The organism is Paenibacillus ferrarius, assembly GCF_002027705.1.
GTDB lineage: Bacteria > Bacillota > Bacilli > Paenibacillales > NBRC-103111 > Paenibacillus_E > Paenibacillus_E ferrarius.
The window spans coordinates 155,317-177,011 of record NZ_MBTG01000012.1 but is presented as its reverse complement, the minus strand read 5'-3'; the positions used below and the strand labels follow the sequence as shown (position 1 = coordinate 177,011).

18 protein-coding genes and 1 riboswitch are annotated in these 21,695 nt (G+C 45.3%); of the genes, 4 read left to right on the top strand and 14 right to left on the bottom strand.

The features are described 5' to 3' along the window. Together BC351_RS14105 and BC351_RS14100 are read right to left on the bottom strand one after the other, a co-directional pair. Positions 1-846: an STM4015 family protein gene (locus tag BC351_RS14105; protein WP_079413021.1), complete on the bottom strand. Its 846-nt coding sequence runs from the start codon at positions 844-846 to the stop codon at positions 1-3. 195 nt (positions 847-1,041) lie between these two features. Further along, positions 1,042-2,634, bottom strand: a complete 1,593-nt coding sequence (locus tag BC351_RS14100; RefSeq protein ID WP_079413019.1) for an ATP-binding protein — start codon at positions 2,632-2,634, stop codon at positions 1,042-1,044. A 133-nt stretch (positions 2,635-2,767) separates the two neighbouring features. After that, a riboswitch (cyclic di-GMP riboswitch) is annotated at positions 2,768-2,851 on the top strand. 79 nt (positions 2,852-2,930) lie between these two features. Between BC351_RS14100 and BC351_RS14095 the strand changes: the two genes are divergently transcribed. The 3 genes from BC351_RS14095 to BC351_RS14085 all read left to right on the top strand — a co-directional run bounded on the left by BC351_RS14095 (position 2,931) and on the right by BC351_RS14085 (position 4,940). Next, positions 2,931-3,188: a hypothetical protein gene (locus BC351_RS14095; protein ID WP_079413017.1), complete on the top strand. Its 258-nt coding sequence runs from the start codon at positions 2,931-2,933 to the stop codon at positions 3,186-3,188. A gap of 183 nt (positions 3,189-3,371) precedes the next feature. After that, positions 3,372-3,698 carry a YnfA family protein gene (locus BC351_RS14090; protein WP_079413015.1) on the top strand — a complete coding sequence of 109 codons (327 nt, stop codon included), beginning with the start codon at positions 3,372-3,374 and terminating at the stop codon, positions 3,696-3,698. Positions 3,699-3,788: 90 nt separating this feature from the next. Continuing rightward, a complete protein-coding gene (locus BC351_RS14085; RefSeq protein ID WP_079413013.1) occupies positions 3,789-4,940 on the top strand; it encodes a GGDEF domain-containing protein in 1,152 nt (383 codons plus the stop codon). Between the two features lie 78 nt (positions 4,941-5,018). Here BC351_RS14085 and rpiA read toward each other — a convergent pair whose 3' ends face one another. Next, a complete protein-coding gene (gene rpiA, locus BC351_RS14080) occupies positions 5,019-5,690 on the bottom strand; it encodes a ribose-5-phosphate isomerase RpiA (RefSeq protein WP_079413011.1) in 672 nt (223 codons plus the stop codon). 57 nt (positions 5,691-5,747) lie between these two features. After that, entirely contained in the window at positions 5,748-6,197 is a 450-nt protein-coding gene (locus tag BC351_RS14075) for a RidA family protein (protein ID WP_079413009.1), read from the bottom strand. Positions 6,198-6,319: 122 nt separating this feature from the next. On the opposite strand from BC351_RS14075, the gene pdxR reads away from it, so the two are divergent. After that, a complete protein-coding gene (gene pdxR / locus BC351_RS14070; RefSeq protein ID WP_079413007.1) occupies positions 6,320-7,762 on the top strand; it encodes a MocR-like pyridoxine biosynthesis transcription factor PdxR in 1,443 nt (480 codons plus the stop codon). A 65-nt stretch (positions 7,763-7,827) separates the two neighbouring features. Here pdxR and BC351_RS14065 read toward each other — a convergent pair whose 3' ends face one another. From BC351_RS14065 to BC351_RS14015, 10 genes are all read right to left on the bottom strand, one after another. Then, entirely contained in the window at positions 7,828-8,919 is a 1,092-nt protein-coding gene (locus BC351_RS14065; protein WP_079413005.1) for a toxic anion resistance protein, read from the bottom strand. Between the two features lie 14 nt (positions 8,920-8,933). Further along, the gene (locus BC351_RS14060; RefSeq protein ID WP_079413003.1) at positions 8,934-9,596 is read right to left on the bottom strand and encodes a hypothetical protein; all 663 of its coding nucleotides are present in this window, start codon (positions 9,594-9,596) and stop codon (positions 8,934-8,936) included. 582 nt (positions 9,597-10,178) lie between these two features. After that, entirely contained in the window at positions 10,179-12,815 is a 2,637-nt protein-coding gene (locus BC351_RS14050) for a discoidin domain-containing protein (RefSeq protein ID WP_079412999.1), read from the bottom strand. A gap of 38 nt (positions 12,816-12,853) precedes the next feature. Then, positions 12,854-14,356, bottom strand: coding sequence for a glycosyl hydrolase (locus BC351_RS14045; protein ID WP_158082085.1), 1,503 nt, complete (start codon positions 14,354-14,356; stop codon positions 12,854-12,856). 219 nt (positions 14,357-14,575) lie between these two features. Beyond that, entirely contained in the window at positions 14,576-15,946 is a 1,371-nt protein-coding gene (locus BC351_RS14040) for a sugar phosphate nucleotidyltransferase (RefSeq protein ID WP_079412997.1), read from the bottom strand. 53 nt (positions 15,947-15,999) lie between these two features. Continuing rightward, complete coding sequence (locus BC351_RS14035; RefSeq protein ID WP_079412995.1) at positions 16,000-17,328, bottom strand: UDP-glucose dehydrogenase family protein; 1,329 nt, start codon at positions 17,326-17,328, stop codon at positions 16,000-16,002. 4 nt (positions 17,329-17,332) lie between these two features. Next, a complete protein-coding gene (locus tag BC351_RS14030) occupies positions 17,333-18,433 on the bottom strand; it encodes a glycosyltransferase (protein WP_079412993.1) in 1,101 nt (366 codons plus the stop codon). 31 nt (positions 18,434-18,464) lie between these two features. After that, positions 18,465-19,616, bottom strand: coding sequence for a glycosyltransferase (locus BC351_RS14025; protein ID WP_079412991.1), 1,152 nt, complete (start codon positions 19,614-19,616; stop codon positions 18,465-18,467). Further along, the gene (locus BC351_RS14020; RefSeq protein ID WP_079412989.1) at positions 19,582-20,853 is read right to left on the bottom strand and encodes a glycosyltransferase family 4 protein; all 1,272 of its coding nucleotides are present in this window, start codon (positions 20,851-20,853) and stop codon (positions 19,582-19,584) included. Before BC351_RS14020 ends, BC351_RS14025 begins: the two co-directional genes overlap by 35 nt. Continuing rightward, the gene (locus tag BC351_RS14015; RefSeq protein WP_079412987.1) at positions 20,837-21,673 is read right to left on the bottom strand and encodes a glycosyltransferase family 2 protein; all 837 of its coding nucleotides are present in this window, start codon (positions 21,671-21,673) and stop codon (positions 20,837-20,839) included. The genes BC351_RS14020 and BC351_RS14015 overlap by 17 nt, the downstream gene beginning before the upstream one ends. Positions 21,674-21,695: the final 22 nt, after the last annotated feature.

Genomic DNA, 21,695 nt, shown 5'->3' with positions numbered 1-21,695 from the left:
CTACTCCGTAAGAAGCGGGTAACGATAATCTTCATCATCATCCGCATCCTGTTGTTCGCTTGTATCCACCTCAATGCCGGCATTCGCCCAGCGATTCATCATGTCATCGGACATATAATGATAGCTCAGGTTGAGGAACTTCAGGTTTTGGACCTTAGCGCTGTTCAGAAGCGCTTCTGCTCCTTTATCTGTTAAGGTACCCAGTGATAAATCCAAAGTATGGAGCTGCCCCAAAATAGGAGCATCCGCCAGTGCAATGGCAATTTCATCTTCTATTTCGCTGTTTTTCAACCCTAAATACGTTAATTCCGGGAATTTCCCAGGCTCAATTAATGCTAGTACGTCTGACAAGCCGCCATCAAATCCATACTCGTCGACACCTAGATAAAGCTCTAATTTCTTCAGCTTAGAGAACTCCGCTTGGCTAATACTGGCAAGAACGTGCTTGCCTAGTCCTCCGCAGATGATGGCAAGTTCTTGCAGCTTGGCATGTTTGACTGGCTCTAGCTCAAGCCCTGTGCTGCCTTTGATCGTAAAGGATTCCAATTCCGGATAGGCCGTAAATATCGGTGACAAGTTGCTTTGCATAATCCAGGAGACTTCACATTCTTCGAAGCCCATATCCCCGATGAACAGCTTGCGAAGGCGCGGGAAGCGATCTTTCAACCGTGTCAAAGCTTCCACGATTTCACTGGAATCATTCTCGTAAGAACCTCCCCAATCCCCTATGATCAGGCTGGTTAATTCAGCACCTTCCGGTTTATTGGCCAACTCCTCCAGTAAATCTTTCATCTTAATGCCTTCCTCATACTGTTCATAATCAATCGAGAGCTTAATTTCAGACATTCAAATTCACTCCAATACCCATTATTTGTTTCAATAAGTGCCTAACCTAACTATATACGATGTCAAAAAAAGGATGCAACTTCTGAGAATGAGTTGTGAGACACTGGGGCATAACCCCGGCGATGGACAAATAAACGCCAATCCCTGAAAAGGAGGTTGGCGTTCTGGTTTGTTAGGAATGTTCAAAGCATGAAGTTAGCTTAACGGTAAGGTCACTTCAAACCGTGTTCCGATTCCTTTTCGAGAAGTAGCCGTCATAGTTCCTTTATGATTTTCAACGATTCGATAACAAATCGATAATCCAAGCCCTACGCCGTTCTCTTTTGTTGTAAAGAAGGGATTAACAATCTGGGCGAGTTCATCTTTCGTCATGCCCACGCCATTATCTTCAATGATGATTTTAAAATGAGATCGATTCGTGTCCTGCTCTGTTGAAAGCTGAATAAATCCATTCTTTTCAATGGAATCTATGGCATTTTGAATGAGGTTGACCAAGACTTGTTTGACCTGCGCAGGATCAATCCAAGCAACAGTTAACTCTTCATCGAAGTTCGCACGAATAGATGTGTTTTTCAAAATGGCTTGGCTATCCATAAAGCGAATTGTATCCTGCAGGAATTCTTGAATAGGAATGGCTTTTCTCTCCGGTGTGCTCGGTTTAGCCATAACGACAAAATCAGACACCAACTGTTTCATATTCTGCAGCTCTGTATTAATTAAGCCTACATAGTTCTGAAATTTCTGCGGGTTATTAGACTGCTGCAGCAGTTGAAAGAAGCCAATAATTGAAGTTAATGGATTTCTGATTTCATGAGCCAAACCTGCTGCCATTTTGCCGATTGCCGAAAATTTTTCCGCATTGATGAATTGTCTTTCTAAAATGACACGATCCGTTATGTCACGAAACTGTGCAAAGGCTCCCAGCAACTCACCATTTTCATTCGTTATGGGCAACAAATCAAACAAACACACATGATTCTGGTCGAGCGAATAGCGAAACGAAAGCTCAATATTTTCGAATTGCTTGCCGTATTTAAGGCCTTGATAAAAATAGCTTCCAAAATGTTCAAAAGGAAATACCGGAGTATGAATGACACTTTCCCGATTTCTGCCCGTTATTTTCTCTGCATAAGCGTTAAATTCAGTAATGATGCCACGCTCGTCGGTCATGATAATGCCATTGCGCATGTTATTGAAGACCAACTGTTGAATGAGATTCTGATTGTGATTCGTCAGTCGCAGCGACAGTTCTCTTTCGATGGAGTCCACCATATTGGAAAGCAAAGCAAGATAGGTATGATTATGATGTTCAATCGATGTCATGATGGAAACTGTTCCGGATAGATCATGGTAGATTGGAAAATGAAACGGGACACAATAACATGCAGCATTCTCCAGCATGAGATGATAATGCTCGGCTCCAATAATTTGGATCGGCATCTGTTCTTCAAGAGCTAAAGTCACCACATTCGTCCCCATAAACGCCTCATCACACTTAATGCCATCATATATGCCGAACTCAGCTATCATCGACTTATAGGCTTGATCACCATGCCGATCCAAAATATATCCACTATTGTTGCTTACAATGATTAAGTGCGGCTTTCCAGCTAACATGGACAATGTTTTGTCCCCAAAGTATTGAATAACAGAAAGAATATCGTGATATCGTTCTCTCTCCTCCACTAATTCCTTCTCCGATAATTGAAACACCGGCTGCGATATTTGAGTGGGATCCAGCCCTCGTTGTCTGCACCTTTGGCGAGATAATTCAATCCATTCGTTCATATCCTTCTCCTCTAATTTAATGACGATCGTGTCTCATATATATGGACACACTCATTTTGCGTTTTATCATGACTTATGTAATCAAATACTTTACTAAATCTGGTAGATAGTAGTATAATTGCGAGTAATTAGAATAATATTAGGGAGCTTTGAAGCTAGGTCATTATATGGGCACTTTGACCTAGTGGAGCTAATAGTGCAACCGACCTTCTTTCATTGAGAGAGATGGTCTTTTTTACGTCTTTTTCCTTGCAGCAGTTATTAAATACCTGTAATTAAGGAAGGAACTGATAAGAATGAATCGTAAACAATTCAATTTGCCTATGATGAACAGCATGCCTAAGAATCTGCCTTCACAGCTGCCGAATCAAGAGGAAAACACCGTCAATGACTTCAACTTTCAAATGTCTGATTTCTCAGAACAGCGGTTAGATCAATTTATTGAATGGGTAATGAAAAAAAGAAGTGAAAGAAAACAAGGAAAAGATCCAATCTCCTTGCAGCATGATAGCAAGAACGTAAATCTAAGCATATTTCGAGGAGAAGAGGTATGAAACCTTCCGATCTGTTCACCTAAGCAGAATTACACACGTTGTTATATGATAACATGTCGGACAGCACAGATAAAGCCGCGCCCCCAACTAGCGATTAACAACAGCTAATTGGAGGCGCGGCTCTCTCTTTTGCAAAAATTCTCGCCAAAATGATAAACTTGAACTTAGAAAGGAGCTTACAACATGTTTATTGCCATCTTACTATTCATTATTGCCGGTCTCGCCGAAATTGGCGGAGGCTATTTGGTCTGGCTCTGGTTGAAAGAATCCAAGCCCCTCTGGTATGGCATCATCGGCAGTATCATTCTGATCGTATACGGAATCATCCCCACGCTGCAGAGTTTTCCATCATTTGGGCGCGTTTATGCGGCGTACGGCGGAGTGTTCATCTTGCTTGCGCTGTTCTGGGGATGGCTAGTAGATAAAAAAACACCTGACTTCTATGATTGGGTTGGCGCCGCAGTTTGTGTAATCGGCGTTTCCATCATCCTGTGTGCACCCAGAAATTAGGGAAAAATCCTGATATATTTTGTGGAAAAATGTAGAATTATTGGTTATACTCTAATTGACTTGGAACTTGTATGTAAGTTGGTGGTTCAATTGGATTACTTATTGGATATGAAGACGATTTTCATCACATTAGTTGTTGGGCATATTTTTACAATCATTCTAATTAGCGCCTATTGGAGTCAACACGCGAAAGAATCAACAATGAATATCTTTTTTGCCGGAAAATGTGTACAAGCATTCGCTTGGTTCGTCCTCATTCTTCGTGGCGGCATTCCGGACGTCCTTACAATCTCATTCTCCAATACGCTTCTCTTTTTGGGTGGCAGTCTAGAGACGATCGCGTTGTTGCAGCTTCAACAGAAGTTCCAGAGAAAAACGAAAAATTTTTACTACCTCATGACATTCGTTAACATTGCCACCTTTCATATTGTTATTTTCCTGAAACAAGAAGATATTCGGATTGCAGTCGCTTCCCTCGGCTTGGTCACCATTCTATTTCTCCCTGCTTATTATATGATCACTGAGAAATCATCATCTTTGCTCATGCGAATGATGGGTTACCTGTACGGGATCGTTATTCTCATGTTGATCGGACGGGCTTTATTCGCCCTATTTTTGGAACAAGTCATTGGTTTCTTTATCCCAAGCATTTATCAGACGATTTCATTTCTCGTTTTGTTTCTGGTGATGATTCTAGGGAATACGGGTTTTGTCTTGTTAATGAAAGAACGGGCAGACCGCGAGCTGCAGCATTTAGCCAACTACGATGATCTAACCGGCATTCTGAATCGTAGAATGTTCGTAAATCAAGCTAGAGGCAGCCTGATTGCTTATGCCAAAAGGAAGAAGCCAATCTCTTTGCTGCTTTTTGATATTGATGAGTTTAAGACAATTAATGACACTTACGGCCATGAGGCCGGGGATCGCGTGCTTCAGGATTTGTGCAAGAGAATCACTTCATTTCTAGGTGAGAACGACCTATTCGGCCGCTATGGCGGTGATGAATTTGCTATCTTGCTGCCGGGAACAGATGAAATCGAATCCACCGATAAGGCAGAATTGTTTAGACAAACCATTGCCGCAGCAACCATCGGGGACATTGCGGTCCGCTATTCCATAAGCATAGGTGTAGTTACGGTTATTCCTGATTCCAATACCCAATTGGAGACTCTTTACACAACCTGTGATAAAGCACTTTACGGTGCAAAAAACAACGGAAGAAACGGTGTCATTCGTCTCTAACTTCAAAGAAACACAGCCTTCATGCCAATTCGAAGGCTGTGTTTCTTTGATATACCTCTGAAAGGTCGTCAACCGTATTCACATTGATTTCTTCTTCGTATAGACGCCTTCATTGCTCCCCACAATAATCGTATTGGCCATGTTTACAAAGAGGCCATTTTCCACAACGCCAATCGTCAGATTTAAATGTTCATTCAATTCTTCCGGATTGTGAATCGTGTCGAAATGGCAATCTAAAATATAGTTCCCGTTATCGGTAATGAACGGCCCTTTAGCGGTGGTCCGCAGCACCGGCTTGCACCCAAACCTACTAAGCTTTCTGCTCGTTAGTTCCCATCCGAAAGGGACGACTTCGACAGGCAGTGGAAATTTGCCTAAGGTAGTCACAACCTTGGAATCGTCAACGACAATAAGAAGACGGCGGGAAATGGAAGCTATCATTTTCTCTCTGAATAATGCTCCTCCTCCGCCTTTGATCAGCTCCAAATTGGCGCTTACCTCATCGGCTCCATCTATGGTTAAATCAATCTCGTGGACATCAGCGAGTTGCAATAATGGAATTCCAAGCTTCAACGCCAGTGCTTCGGTTTCCTGCGACGTAGGAACTCCCTTGATGTTGAGCCCTTCCTTGACAAGTTCCCCTAACTTCTGAATCATCCAGTATACGGTTGATCCTGTTCCCAATCCAAGCACCATGCCTTCTTCGATAGAAGCAACCGCATGTTCTGCCGCAAGTTTCTTTTTATCCATCTTCCTTCCAGCCCCTTCAAATCAGCTATAACACTTAATATCATAGTAACATAAAGCCTAAATTTCAAAAATCGACTCAATAATAACTGGCAAATTCCCGCGCAGCGAGTTGGCTCCCATAACCGAACGGCTGTGAACACCTTGCTCACCGAACACTTCACACAGAAGATCTGAACAACCATTGAGCACAAGATGATGCTCCTCGTACAAATCGGTTGCGTTAACAAAACCCTGTATTTTCACAACCCGCTTCACCTGGTCCAAACGCCCCATAGCCTCTTTGATAACCGCTAATATCTCTATTCCTGCAGACCGCGCAAAGTGATAACCTGCCTCCGTTGAATAGTCCTGCCCAAGTTTCCCTCTGGGGCTGCCAGAAGGACCTTTACCAGAAACGAAGAGGTAAGAATGGCTCTTCACATAATTCGAATAATTAGCCGCTGGCTCACTTCTTGACGGCAAAACGATGCCAAGCCTCTCTAATCTTTGCTCCACATGATCTATCATATATGATACATGCCTCCTCAGTTATCAATTGATCCCTTGTCAGCATTAGCTTATACTGAATGTGACCATTTTTATATAGACAGATTCTAGTTAAATAAAAAGGTCAGATGAGGTGAGTAATCATGTTTGATATCGTGCTTCCTGACAATGAAGCTGGTCCCTTATATATGCAGCTGTATCGAACAATACGCGATTACATCCAATGCGGTGCAGTTGCCGATGGAACTAAGCTGCCGTCTGTTCGTTCTTTAAGCATGACATTGCAGATTAGCAAAACACCGATTGAGGCAGCCTATCACCTGCTCATGGAGGAAGGCTATGCTGTGAGCAAACCACGTTCCGGTCTATTTGTAGTCACTCCGGCATCGGCCCATGCCCCTTCGTTTGCAGGACACGAGCCTGCGACCCATGTGGCAAACAAGATGAGCGTGCAACGACAGCTGTCTTCAAGGCAAGACCAAGAGATGATCGACTTCAATTTGTTATCGGTCGACACCGAATCGCTTCCTATTCGAGCTTGGAAGTCAGCTTGGATGGACGCCATGTCCATGCATGGAAATTCTCTTCATCAGTACGGTGATTCTCAAGGAGAATATGGACTGCGTGCCAGCTTAGTCCACTATTTGAAAACCTCACGCGGAGTATCGTGTATACCCGAACAGATCATCATAGGAACAGGTATCTCAAGCAGCATTCGCATTCTATCCCAGCTGCTGGGTGCAGCCAAAGTGATTGCTTTCGAAGAAGGCGGCATCGCGCAGGTTAGAACTATTTTTGCACAAAATGAATTTATAATTCGGGACGTTCCCCTCGCCAGTCCAGAAACCATGAATGTTGCTTTGGACCAAAGCAATGTTCATGGCATTTACTTGACGCCTTCTCACCAGCCAAATGGCACTCCGCTCCTGTACAGCAAGCGAATGCAGCTTCTGCAATGGGCTTATGACCATGAGCGATATATCATCGAAGATGATTATGATGGCGAATTCCGCCATGGCGGCAAAACAATACCTTCCCTTCAAGGGCTCGACTACAATGGTGTCGTCATCTATTTGGGCACATTCTCCAAAGCCTTTACGCCTGCGCTTCGCATGAATTATATGGTGCTGCCTTTACCATTGGCGCAGAAGCTGAAAAGTAGTCAGCACCTGCTCGCTTGTCCTTCTCGAATTGACCAGTTGGCGATGCAATTGTTCATAGATCGCGGACATTGGTACCAGCAAATTCGTCGAATGCGGATTCTGTATCGCAAAAAAAGAAACCTGCTGGTCGAACTCATTCAGCAGCATTTATCACCACATGTGGAAGTTAGTCCGAACAGCGCGGGGCTGCATTTGGAAGTTACGGTTCTGACAAGCTGCCCAGCCGAAAAGTTACAAGCGTTAGCTGAGCAAGCAGGTGTTATCGTTTATATCTCACAGAGTATGCCGGATGGCAACACTGCCAGAATCTACTTGGGATTTGCCGGAATGAGTCTAAAAGAGATGAAGCAAGGCATTCTTTTGCTGAAAAAAGCATGGTTTGGAGAACCTGAGCCTGCTAGTTCCTACTCGACCAAGGACTGAAAAAACCCACATCCATACATTTTCATGTTGGTGTGGGTTTTCGTTCCTGATCTCTGCAAAGTCAACTACTTCAACAACTCGTTCAAGTCCGAACCATTGAGTTCTGCATTCGTTTTGTTCCCCGGCATCAGCCCTAGTCGCTGTGTCATTTGCTCGCTGATGGAACCGAGTCGTTTCGTGTGCTCAGTTGCGGACTGAATGATCGTTCGATTCGACTGTTCAAATAAATCCAGTGCCGCGAAAAGATCGGTCATTCCCCGCTCGATGGATTCCATTTGCACACCTGGTTTGCCAAGCAATTCATTCGTTCTCTGAGTCGTTTCCTTCAGCAGTCGCGAATTTTCCTCAAACATTTTGTTAAGTGTAGAATTAGCTGAATTGACCGCATCAATCGTCTGTACCTGATCTTCGATAGCCATCGAAATCATCGCAGATACCGTCAGCAAATTTTGCGTTTTGTCAATCGTAGCATCAACCGCATCAATTAATTTATCGTTGTTGTCATTGATAATGTCGGTTCCAGCAATCGCTTGCTGATACAGAATAATCATCTCTTGGAAGGATTGAATGCGTGTGACCACCTTGCGCAGTCCTCTTTCCAGATGTGTTTTCCGGCTCTCATTCTCAGGCTTGGCCATCTCTTGTTCAAACAGCTGCCTCAGGTTCTCCCCCATCGCAATCCGCATCTGCAAATTATAGACAGATTCGAGTGAATTTCGCTTCAATGTCTTCATATAAGCCATGTTTTCTTCCAGCGTTTCTTTCCCATTGCGCAGCGATTGAACAATCGCATTGACATTCGTTTTGACGGATTGATATTTGTAAATGTAATTTTTGAGCGGTGTCTTTTTCATCATTTTCTCAAAAAAGCCCAACTGCTTGCTCTTGCTTAAAGAATCAATTTCCCCGCGAAGCTTCAAAATATTATTTTGCACATCAGACCGTTTGCCAGACATCAATTCATTCACAGGTCTCTCCAGCATCGCTAAAGATTGACCTGCTTGCTCCATCGTTTTGGAACCCATTCGCCCAATCGAATCCATGAGCGTTTCAAGCTCCATTGTGTCTGTTGTCGATACTTTCTGAAGCAGTTGCTTCGCTTCTTGCTCTACTTTGACCAGATCAGCTTCTTTTAATTGCACCAATTGCGTTGACATTTCTTGCTCCTCCTTTAGTCGGCTGACCGATATCGTTGTTGAATCAGATCCATTCGCGTCTGCAATTCGATTAAATCCTTCTGTTCAATCGTTTCCACGTAGGTGGAAAGTTTGGAATTAATGTCTCTGAGGCCATTCAGCAGAAGCCGGCGATTGAGCCGCTTCGCTTCTCCCCCAAGCTTGAGGAAGGGGTTGATGGCGCCATTGAGATCCTTAAAAATAAGTCGTTGGATGTTATGATTCATGTTTCCATCATTAAGCTCTTTTAACTGGGGAATGATTCGGCTAACCCTGGAAAGTAAGCTAAGTGTCTTCTCGACAATCTCATCATCCAGCGTGTTCTTCTGACTTTCAGATATGACCATCTCTTCAATGACATGGATATATTCCATGACAGGTCCCCAGAACGTATCCTGCTCCACTTTTGCTTCTGGCTCTACTGCGGAGCTGCTGTTAGCAGCAGGAACTTCTGGTGGCCGCGTTTGATTGTTCAACCGTTCGGTGCTCCGCGGCTCGTCCAACGTATAAGAACTCCGACTAAGCACGAATATGCTGCCTAGCGAAAAGGCTGTTGGCACTAATAAATTAACACCTCCAGGCAGAAGTCCGGATGTAAACAGACTGATGAGATAGCCTAAAATGGCGAAACCTGCTGCTACTTTATATTTTTTTGGCATAAGTATGTTATACCTCCATTCCCTATTAACATTCCTTTAAAATGTAAGAAGATCAGGTACCTATGATATCATTCATTATCTTGATGATAGCTCCGATAGAGAGTCTAGTCAATTTATTGGGACAAATAAAGAGGAGCTATCCCCTAAGTAGATAGACCTGCTTAAGGCAGCTACGACGATCTGGGGTACAGAAACTGCACCTTTGAGCTCGGCGGTCCTTGGGAATCAGCGAAAACTGGAAAAGCCTGCAATTGTGCATCCTTTGCGGCTCGAGAATGAACAAATCCGGGAAAAGCCTACGATTGTGCATCCTTTTCACACGATTTTGCGATTCCAGGATGAAAATGCCGAAAAAGCCTGCATTTTCGCAGGCTTTCTCTGTTTTCACACGATTTGATCGAAAAATCCTGCACTTTCGCAGGTTTTCCGCAGGTTTTCCAGTTTGGCTGAGCCGCTTACAGGCGTGCGATGCTTTTGCTTTCCCAGCGTTGGCATGTCCTGGTGTGGATTATAGCTCCTGCGAGCAGCAGCGTTCAATCCTGCACTAGCTTGGGTCAGCCTCCACTCGCTGGTTCAATCGCTTCAATTCATTTTCTTTCCAAACACTTGCAAATTATAAATAGACCAGTAATTCCCTGCCTTTGCTGTCTGCACGATCTTCACGAATCTTGCATTTTGTGTTTCAAAAGCTATCGTCATGGTGGATGATCCGGTCCCCGACGCAATCGCTGAGGTCCAATTCACCCCATCCATAGAGGTGAATACCTCATATTTCCTCGGGTAATCGTTCGGAGAGCCTTCACTTTGAAGCTCAATCCGACTGATTTGGTAGGGTGCTTTCAGATCTACTTGATAATACTGTCCTGGTGCTTGCGCTTTTCCTGTATCCCAGCGGCTGTAAGGATTGCTGTCAATCGCGTTCTGCGGTTTCCCTGAGCTGCTGCTTACAACCCAATCTGAACGGTTCAACGGTGCTTGGTCGGAAGCTTCGGCCAGAGCTTTTGGTGATGCTTCCTGCCTGCCAGAAACTCGAATCTGATAGGTGTAGGCATGCCCGAGCACAATATCCTTATCAATGTAATGGGTCACAGGTACATCTTTGGCGATTAATATGTAATTCGCGGCTCCGCTCTCTTGCCGCCAAACTTCATAGGTCTGCGCCCCCTCAGACTCCGTCCAATTCAGCTCCATCGTTTGATTGGGCAGAATTCCAGCCTGTACCCAGCTGGGTGCTTTCAACTTAATGTCTTTAGATCGTGTCAGAATATATTGGACAGCTTCACCGGGACCAAGCGTTTCAGTGAATTCCAGCTCAGGTGCTGCATCCAATGCGGGTACATAGGTACGGGCGCTTTCATACGTATCTCCCGCTCCCACTCTTTCTCCCTCGTAACGTACGGCTTCCGGCATGGTCACTTTGGCATGGATCGTTTGGGTACTATTTTCAAAATTCACAAAATTCACGAGCAGCTTGTCCGATTTGCCGCCAGATCCTGCTAATGGCGCCAAAGTTGAGGTATCCACCGCACGAACATAAACAAGTTTATCGTAGTTGTCTGCCTCATTCATTATCGTATAAGGCAATGGTTTGCCATGTGTCGCATAAGCTAAATTCAGTCTTCTCGTAATACCGACACGGGAATCCGCATCAGGCGCATTTTTGTGGATGACCATCCGCGCTGGATTCTGAACGTTTAAATCAATACCCGACTCGAACAAAGAGTAATTCGGATAAAACGCGGCATGCTGCATAAACATATCGGCAAATCCAATATGAGCCCGCATGATCCGATCAAAAACGGCTGATTTCGGCTGCTTCGCACCATACAACTTGTTATCTGTATGGCTGTCTGACGTGCCATATTCAGTATTCAGCATTCGCTTTGGCAAGCCATCTTCGGCACCGTCAAATGTGCGCAGATTCTCCAAGAAGCTGCCGCCTTTATTGTCCGCATAAGAGGAGCCATACGCATGTCCATTGGTTAAATCCGTGACCGCTTCAAGCTCCAAGCGCTGCTCCGGGTCACCTTCCCAGCCATCCGGCTCACCACAAGCCAGCTTCCCTGATGCATCTTGATTGCGGCAAGCTCTTAACGCATAGGAAGGTGCATAAGCCCAGCCAGGAGCAACGGTTTTCAGATGTGGAGCCAACTCAGGGATATGGCCTTTCAACCAATTGGCAATCGCCAGATTAACTCCTTTGGCCCGATTAAAAAGCCCAGGTTCATTATCAATCTCGTAATATTGGAACATCGAGCCATAGGTTTTCACATAGTCCAGCAGCTTTTTCTGCGCATCTGCCGGTAAGGAGCCGTCTGGCTGCAGCTTCACATTCCCCGTATGCAGATGCAGCGCAACAGCTTGTGTGTTGTAATCTCGCAAGGTTTCATAGTATGGCTTGATCGCTGAGCAGCCCTGCTTCACATCCGTCGCACAATCTACCCTCATGATGTTGCCGCTATAGGCAATACCCAGCCATTTCAAGACATAAGGCAGATGTCGAACTGCCCCCTCATCATAATAGAAAGATAAATTGCTGACTTTCGTCCCGGATTCAATATATTTGCCATGAATCGGTTCGAGCGCAGGCTCAGACAACGCATCCAGCTCAATGAAATCCCATTTCCACCACAGATATTTATTCTCATCCTCGTTGCAATATAGACAACCAACAACGGATAGCTTCAACTCATTCTCGCCTAGCAGCAGCTGCTCCTTAGGAATGTAAAGCTCATATGTCTTTTTATAAGGATAAGCGCTGGTTGTTCCACCGACGCCGGCAATTTGAATCAGCCCCGATAATAACCGATTCGAAAATACCGCCAGCTGCGGCACAGCTTTATGAGCATCCAATATCCGTACTTTTAACAGCACACCATGCTCTGGCATTGTCCCTAAAGCAAAATGTACACGAAGGCTTGGATTCACCGATTTGTTGAGTCCTTGCGGAATCGCTCGCCAATCTGGATTCGCTTCGGTTGCCGCGGATATCGTGTAGTCCTGTATCTGGCTGTTCTCCTTGCCGAATTCCTCATACGAATCATTGGCGTTTCCAAGTCTCCAGATCTGTTCACCCGTATAGGCAGACAATGGCGTCACCTCGCTCAAGAAAGGTTTTTTTTTCGCTGCGACGCCATGGCTGTTGGATGCCGATGTTACAATCAGTAAAATCATAAAGGTAACGGGTACAATCCAATATCTGATGCTTTTCTTGTTCATCCTGTTCTCTCCATTTCCTGCAGGATGCTGTCTATTCGTTAGGGAAGAAACAGGACATTGTCAGGAATTATTTGTTTCGGTTGGGATGGACTCTCCCAGCTAACCTTAGCCACAGCTCCATTCGTATTGTCATAATACTCAACTTTGAAATCAACTGGAGTGTCCGCAGTAAGAGCAATGCTTCCTGTCCGCTCCACCCAGCTTTGATTAAACCAACTGTCAATCACCAGAACACCATTCACCCAGACTCGAATTCCGTCATCCGACAGTGTGGAAATTTTGTAAGTCTCTGTATACTTTGGCTTCAGCTTCCCTGTCCACCTGACAGAGAAGGTGTCGGCCTCCATGGATGGAAATGGCGCTGAATTGGACCAATTGAAGTCGATCTTGGCATCTTCCCTTACTTCCTTCAGAGCGGTGAAATCTTTGTTATCATAATACTCTCCTCGCAAACCATTGCGGGAAGCAACAGGTGTCGACGGTACAACGATCGGATTCTCCAAGTCACCCTGGAACATTTCCCTCGAAAGCAATCGTGGATTCGCATAGAAGCTGGCAATTTCAGCATGTGCATTGTTCTCAGACAACATCTTCCCCCAAGTCATGAGATAGGCCCATTTGGTTTGGTTCGCAAGAATGGAACTGCTGGGCAATTCCCCATTTTCGCCAACGGCAACCGGTTTGCCGTTAGCAAGCTCCACAATTTTATTATAATAATCCGAATTATAGTCATTATCATAAATATCGACAGCGAGTACATCTACTTTGTTGATCCCCGGAAACGTCAAATCATAAGCATCTGAGGAAGCATTGGGAGCATTGGGGCTCCATACCCATAAGAGATTGTTCAGCTGATGGACTTGAACGAAACGGTCATACATCAAATTCCAGAGCGCGGAGAAATTCGTTTTCTTCCCCCACCAGAACCAGTTGCCGTTCATTTCGTGATAAGGGCGCCATAATACCGGTACACCGGCATCCTTCAGCTTGCCTAGATAGACAGCCGTTTTATCCAAATCTGCAATCAACTGTTTGTACTGCGGCGTACCCGGAGTTACATATTTATCAAAGTCTGCTTGGCTCATTTCTTTCTTCACATTGGACCAGCAGAGACAGGTGCCGGGAATATTTTCATGATAGGAAATGGTGACTAGACCACCGGCCTTATGCCAAGCAATGGCACTGTTAACGACATTCTGCCGTTGAGCAGCCTGCTCGCTGTCCGTCTGATTCATAATCGCTCCCAATTCATAGCCGTGAATACCTGGATATTTACCCGTTATTCCCTTCACTCGGTTCGTCCATTCATCTGGACTTTCCAGGTAATCGTGCTGTCCGCTGATGGTCTTAACTCCTGAAATCATATACAGCTGCTGCAAGACAACTTTCGCTTCAACCGTCGCCTGTGTGTTAATCGGCACGGACGCAGCATGCGAAATATCGGGGTGAAACAAAAGCTGTGGTGATAATAATGAGAGTAGAAATAGCAAAGAAGTCACCTTAACTCGCGCACCCGCCTTTCCGTATTTCATAAACATCATCTAACCTCCAGTAAGATAAATTAACACCGTACACTGTACGCAGCTATATTGCCTGCATGCAGCTCGTGTTAGTTCTATCCTACAGATCAAGTATTAAGCTAATATCAGCTAAGTTTAAGGTAATTGCAAGTTTTTACCAAACGTACGTTTCTTGCGAAATAAATAATCGCCCTCCATTCTTATCCGAATAGAAGGCGGTTCATTATTGGAAGGCTGACCTTAAATAAACTGGTGCAGTGGAATGTCCTTCCATTCCAAACAAATTCGGATATTATCCTCTTCAACGAGTTCAGATCCACTCTGAACTTCAATGAATTCGACATCGGTTATCGCTCTTATGCTGTGTCTTGTTCCATCAGGAATTCTGACAACATCCCCCGGCTTAACCTGATATAGCTTGTCGTTAATAACAATATCCGCAACACCGCTCACAATGGTCCAGACCTCACTGCGTTTGTAATGCAATTGATAACTAATATTTTTACCGGCACGCACAAGAATACGCTTCGTCAGAACTTCATTGTCCTCCGTATATTTCACATAATCAATAACACGGTAGCGCCCCCATCTGCGTTCTTCATACATAGGACGCTGCTCAATTGTATTCATTACCTCCTTGATGCGCGGGCTTTCGGCTTTGGAGGTGACAAGAATTCCGTCAGGGCTTACTGCCACGACAGCATCGTTAATTCCAATGACCGTAACAGGAATGTCAAGCTCATTGATCAGATGGGTATTGACGGAATCTTCGGTGACGATGCCTGTCCCAATTTGTGAACGGCTCATTTCTTCCGTGAGTGTATTCCAAGTCCCCAAATCTTTCCAGTAGCCATCATAAGGGACCACAACAATACTCGTTTCTTTTTCCACAATTTCATAATCAAAGCTAATCTTCGTCAGCTTCTTATAATTTTTGAGCAATTCCTCATACTTAAGCGGAATCCCCTTTTCTACCATCAATTCGATGATATAACCCAAACGGAAAGCAAAGACTCCGCAATTCCATAAAGCTTTCTGCTCCATGAGAACAGCAGCCTGATCGCGATTAGGCTTCTCAACAAAATGATTAACTTTCAGCCCTTCGGTGCCAGCATAGCGCTGTTCGGAAGGAACGATGTACCCGTACTTCTCCGAAGGAACCGTCGGAACAACCCCCATTAACGCAAGGTTGGATTCTGTAGCATGAAGTACTTGCTCCAGTTCCTTAATTTTATGAAAAAAAGCTTCATCAACGTAAGGATCGACCGGCATAACGGTAATGACTGTATCTAGCGGCAGACTCTCCACATCATACATATAGGCAGCTGCCAGAGCGATGGCAGGGAAGGTATCTCTACGCTCAGGCTCAACGATGAGAGGCGCATCGCTGCCCAGTTGACTCATCAGCATTTCTACTTGGGAGCGATTGGTTGCCAGATAAGCGGAATTCCCAAGTCCAGCAGCTTGAAGCTGTCTCCAGACGCGCTGAACCATGGATTCACTTCTGCCATCCTTGTCTTCTAATACCTTGAGAAACTGTTTGGATCTAGAATCATTAGACAATGGCCACAAACGTTTACCTGATCCGCCGGAAAGAAGAACTATTTTCATGAAAACCACACTCCATTCGGTTTTATAAGAATTCGTTGCTAGATTCCGTTACGCTAAACGACAGCTTTATGACGCGTAGGATGCTTCTGGTCGGGTCTGCCGACCGAGTAATAGTGAATGCCCGTACCTTCAATCTGTTCACGGCTATACACATTGCGTCCATCAATAAGGATTGGTTGTTCCATGATGAAAACAAGCTGGGACAGCGGCGCTGTTTTGAACTCATCCCAGTCGGTCAAAAGACAGAGCGCATCTGCGCCGGTGGCTGCTTCCAAAGCCGACTCGCACCACTGAATGGCCGGATGATCGATATGCTCTCTGAATTTCTCCATCGCAATTGGATCGTAAAGCTTCAAGCGCGCGCCTGCCTTCAGCAGCGTTTCGACAATTTCAATAGAAGGGGCATAACGAATGTCATCTGTATTCGGCTTAAAGGATAATCCCCATATTCCGATGATTTTGCCAGATAATCGGCCAAGCGATCCTTCCAACTTAGTAATCACTTTGTACCTTTGAGACTTATTCACTTCAACGACCGACTTCAGCAGTTGAAACTCATAATCCACATTGCCGGCAATTTGGATGAGGGCATCCGTATCTTTGGGGAAACAGGAACCTCCATACCCGATCCCTGCATTCAGGAAGGAAGCGCCAATTCGGCGATCCTGGCCCATTCCTTTGGCAACCTCGGTGACATCAGCTCCCACCTTTTCACAGATATTGGAAATTTCATTGATGAAGGAGATTTTGGTTGCCAGAAAGGCATTCGAAGCGTATTTGATCATTTCTGCGCTTCGAATACTGGTAACGAAGATTTGATCGGTGAACGCACGATGAAGCTCCGTCAAAGTCTCCGTTAAATCCAAATTATCCAAACCAATCACGATGCGGTCAGGATGCAGCGTATCCTGGATAGCAGATCCTTCTCTGAGAAACTCTGGGATCGAAACAACATCAAAGGTTTCCATCGTATTCATCGCTAGAATCATCTGAATATGCTCATTAGTACCTACGGGTACGGTACTTTTGGTGGCAACAATCTTGTGCCCGTTCATGGCTTGGCCAATTTGCATAACGGCTTGCTCGATATATTGTAGATCCGCTTCCCCATTGGGTAAGGAGGGTGTGCCAACCGCGATAATAATGAGCTCTGATTGCTGTATGGCTTGCGTTAGATCAGAAGTAAATGCTAGACGGCCTGCTTTGAGATTGCGATCCATCAGTTCCTCGATACCAGGCTCGAAAATAGGTGAAATCCGATTTTGCAATTTCTCAACTTTCTGCTTGTCCTGATCGACACAGATCACATGATTGCCTTTTTCAGCAAAACAAACCCCGGATACTAACCCCACATACCCTGTTCCGATGACTGCGATTTTCATACGATCAATGCCCCTCTCTGAATTGTTGGTAGGATGTGCTCATATACGTTTTCAACTTCGTCATAAACGTCTTTTCATCAAACTGCTTCGCATGGTTCATAATTTGATTAATATCCCACGCATGGCTTTCTACGTCATGAATGGCGCCAAGCAGATCATCCACTTCCTGCCGTTTGAAAAACACGCCGTTTACATGAGGAACGATCGTGTCCAGCGCACCTCCAGCCTGATAAGCAACAACAGGCCTTCCGGCCGCATTCGCCTCCAACGGGGTAATGCCAAAATCCTCTTCTCCTGGAAAAATAAGCGCCCGGCACTCCGCCATCATTTTGGTAACTACAGCATCATCCAATCTTCCCAAGAAACGAACATTTCCCTTAGCCATGCTCTTCAAGCGCGCTGAATCGGGTCCCTCCCCAACAATATATAAAGGCAGTCCATTCTGGTTAAAAGCCTCAACAGCCAAATCAATTCGCTTGTAAGAGACAAGTCTGGAAACGATGAGATAATAATTTTCTATCGAATGCGCTCTTTGGAAGCGAGACGTATTAATTGGAGGAAAAATAACGTCGGCATCGCGCTGGTAATAATTGCGAATACGATTTTTCACAACGGAAGAATTTGCAATAAATTGATTCACATTCGCAGATGTTTTCTGATCCCAGCGCTTCAATCTATCAATATAAACCTTCAATAACCGCTTCATTACGCTGGAGTTCGTCTGTCTCTCCATATACGTATCGTAATCCCAAGCAAAACGCATCGGCGTATGACAATAACAGAGATGAAATGTCTCTTTGGGAACCTCAATGCTCTTCATAAAAGCACTGCTCGAGCTAAGAACAATATCGAATTCACGGAAGTCGAAATCCTTAATTGCAAATGGATAAAGAGGCAGCATTTCTTTGAAATGGCTCTTTCCCCCAGGCATCTTCTGCAGCCATGAAGCTCGAATATCAGCATCTCGAAGCTCATCGAGCAGTCGGTGACTGCTGAACATCGTTGTATAGATGGGGGCATTCGGAAACATTTGGTGAAAGACTTCTACGACTCTTTCAGCGCCGCCCATTTGAACCAAATAATCATGCGCGATTGCTATTTTCATTTGATCCATCCTTTATTTACTATGAGATTAGTTACGCATTGGCAATTAATCCCGCATAGTAATGAGTGATTTGGGTAACGGTTTTCTCGATGACAAAATGCTGCTCCACTCGCTTCATGCCATTCTCGCTCATGCGGATTCTTTCTTCCGGATTCTCCAAAAGGTAGCGAATCGACTCTGCAAGCAGCTTGGGATCTCCTGGCGTTATAAGGAGTCCGGTTTCACCAGGAACAACAGTCTCTTTAGGTCCTCCCTCATTGGAGGCAATGACCGGCAATCCTGCGGCCATCCCCTCTACGATCACTTGACCGAAGGGCTCAGGCGTGATGGATGTATGTACGAGAATATCTGCTTTCTGCATCAAGGCTTGGATATCATCCACATGTCCGAGTAATTTAACATTGTACAAATGATGATCGGCCATTTGTTTCAGAAGCTGTTGTTTATACGCATCTTCTCCGAAGAGCGCGTCTCCAGCCAGCCAGAACTCGACCTGCGTATCAGGCAGGAACGATTTCGCAGCTTCCAGTAGAATGTGCTGGCCCTTCCATTCCGCTAACCGACCCACTAAAAGAATGATGTACGACTTCCTCTGCTTTTTCATCGGAAGGACATTGCTGGGTGTGTTGAGCTTTTTGGCAAAAGCGGAGTAGACAACTAATGTCTTTTTGGATTTCGGCAATTGCAGCGCATCCAGTGTTGAGTTGGAGTTGGCAATAACACCATTAGGCAGCATTCGGGACATGAATCGGATTGCACTAGCAACGATAGGCTTCAAATAAGGAGCTCCGATATGATCGCGAATGTGCCAGATTAGCGGAACACCTGCCAACTTGGCTGCTACAGCACCATAAAACGCTGATTTCAGTGAATTCGTATGCACACAAGCGACCTGCTCTTTTTTCAGCAGCTTCGAAATCCGTTTCCCATACGTAAACAGTTCGAAAGCACCGAGCAATGCATCGAAGCTCACGGCATTGCGGTTTCGATTCCTCACCTTGTCACTGAGAGGAACAACACGGACATCAATTCCTTTGGCACGCAGTCGTTCGACTAATGCGCCTTCCTCTGCCACAATGACTAGCGGACTCACTTCGCTGCCCATGTTCGTAATCAGGTTATATAACGCAACCTCGCCTCCGCTCCATCTAGCGGTATGATCCAAATACGCTACTCTCAACATCCTTCTCATGACCTCCTTTTCGTTCAGCCAGAACGCGTGGATTCCGATTGCGACCGTAAGCGATGAGATGATTATCAATGACCGAACGGAATATGCCTTCAACTTGCCTGGATACCCGTGCCCATGTGTAATGCTCTAGTACATGAATTCTACATTGTTCAGCGGTTGGCCAGCTTTCCTTCTGACGCAAGCTGCGAATGAGGCCATCTGCTATATCAGCACTGCTTTTTCCAGCAAACAGCAGGTCAGGACGGAATTTCTGAAGAATTTCCCGATTCCCGCCGACAGGCGTCGCCATGACAGGAACTCCCGCTGCCATTGCTTCCACCGTGATCAGTCCGAAGCCTTCCAGTGCTTGCGAGGGAACAACGAACAGATCGGCGGCCTGATAGTAATCAGCAAGCTCGTGATCCGGCACATAGCCTAACATACGAACACGTGACTGCAGGTCATATTCCTTAATTTTACTTTCCAGCTCTTCCTTGAGCGGCCCCTTGCCGCCTAATAAAAGAACCGTATTCGGTATTTCTTTGGCTACCTCCCTCCAAGCATCAATGAGTTGAAGGAGTCCCATCCGATTGACTAGTCTTCTTAACGTCAATACAGCTGTTGTTCCTTCAGGTATATGAAGTCTTTCTCGTATTGCTGCACGTTGGGCGGAAGGCTTGAAGCGGTCGATATCCGCTGCCCCCGGTACAATATGGATCTTGGATAGCGGTACTTGATACTGCTCGTGAAGGATACTCCGGAAGGTTTCACTAAGAACAATGAATGCATCGGCATATCGATAGGCCTTCATTTCCATATTTTTAGCAATGATCGTTTTGATCCAATGCTTAAGTCCACTGCCTTCGAGTTTAATTTCCTCACTCCAAGGACCATGGAACGTCATCACGACAGGAATATTGCGCTCCTTCGCTTCTAACGCGACACCAACGCTGTAAGGAGCAAAGTGGGAATAAACAACATCCACTTCTTGATTGTCCATGAGCCAAGCGGCGTGCTGGCGAAAGGCTTCGCGCCTTTTACTCAGCTTCAACTGCGTTTTGGCAACATTCGTCACCTGCAGGCCTTCTTTGACAACTGGCTTCTCAGCACTGCTTACCAATGCTTGCAGATTGTGGTCTTCAGCTAAAGCTTCATTAATATGCTTAAAATAGGTGTTCAAACCACCTGGCTGGGCGGAAGGCCAGCCCATGCCAGTTGATAAGATCCGCAAGCTATTGTTGAATTGCATAAGCACTTCCCTCCTTCAGGGGCTCGCCCTCAATTTTCTTCGTCTTTTTTTGGATTAACAGCAGCTCATACTGCTTTATGCAAACCAGAAATTCGTACATTCCCCAGAAGAGGGAAACGGCCAAGCCAGGAATACCTTTTTTGTATAAGCCTTGAAAAATGTATTTTTGGACAATCCGCAACGGCGGACGAACCATCATTCGTACAATATTGAATCGTTTGCCCTGCGCAACAGCACCCTCTGCTTCCAGATCGGTATATTTGTTAAAGCGCTGGATATGATCATGAATGCTGCGGAACCCATAATGCCATAGGATGCCTGGCAAGTAAGCAACCTTATCCTGCGAGACATCAGGCGTTTCATGAACAAGACTGTCTCTGTACTGAATCTCAGTGCGGTTGTACAGACGAACCAATTGTTCTCCTTTTCCCATCCAACGTCCCAAAAAGTCACCGATGCGCAAGACGGAGTAGGCTCTGCTTGTATCTGACAAATCCAACTTCAGCTCTCTTATTGCAGCAGCCAATGGTTCGCTGACAACCTCATCGGTGTCGATGACAAAAATCCAATCATACGTCGCCCGATCACTGCCATATATGCGCTGTTTCGCATAACCTGGCCAAGCATTGGTGAATACCTTGCACCCTAATTGTTCGGATACTCGGACAGTTGCATCCTTGCTTCCCCCGTCAATGACTACAATTTCGTCTGCAAAAGACTTGCAGGAACTAATTGCACTTCCTATTCTCGACTCATCATTCTGAGCGATGATGACAACAGATAGGCCGTGCTTTCCCACAGTGTCACGGTGGTGACTCATTTGATTCGCCCCTCTCCCCCAA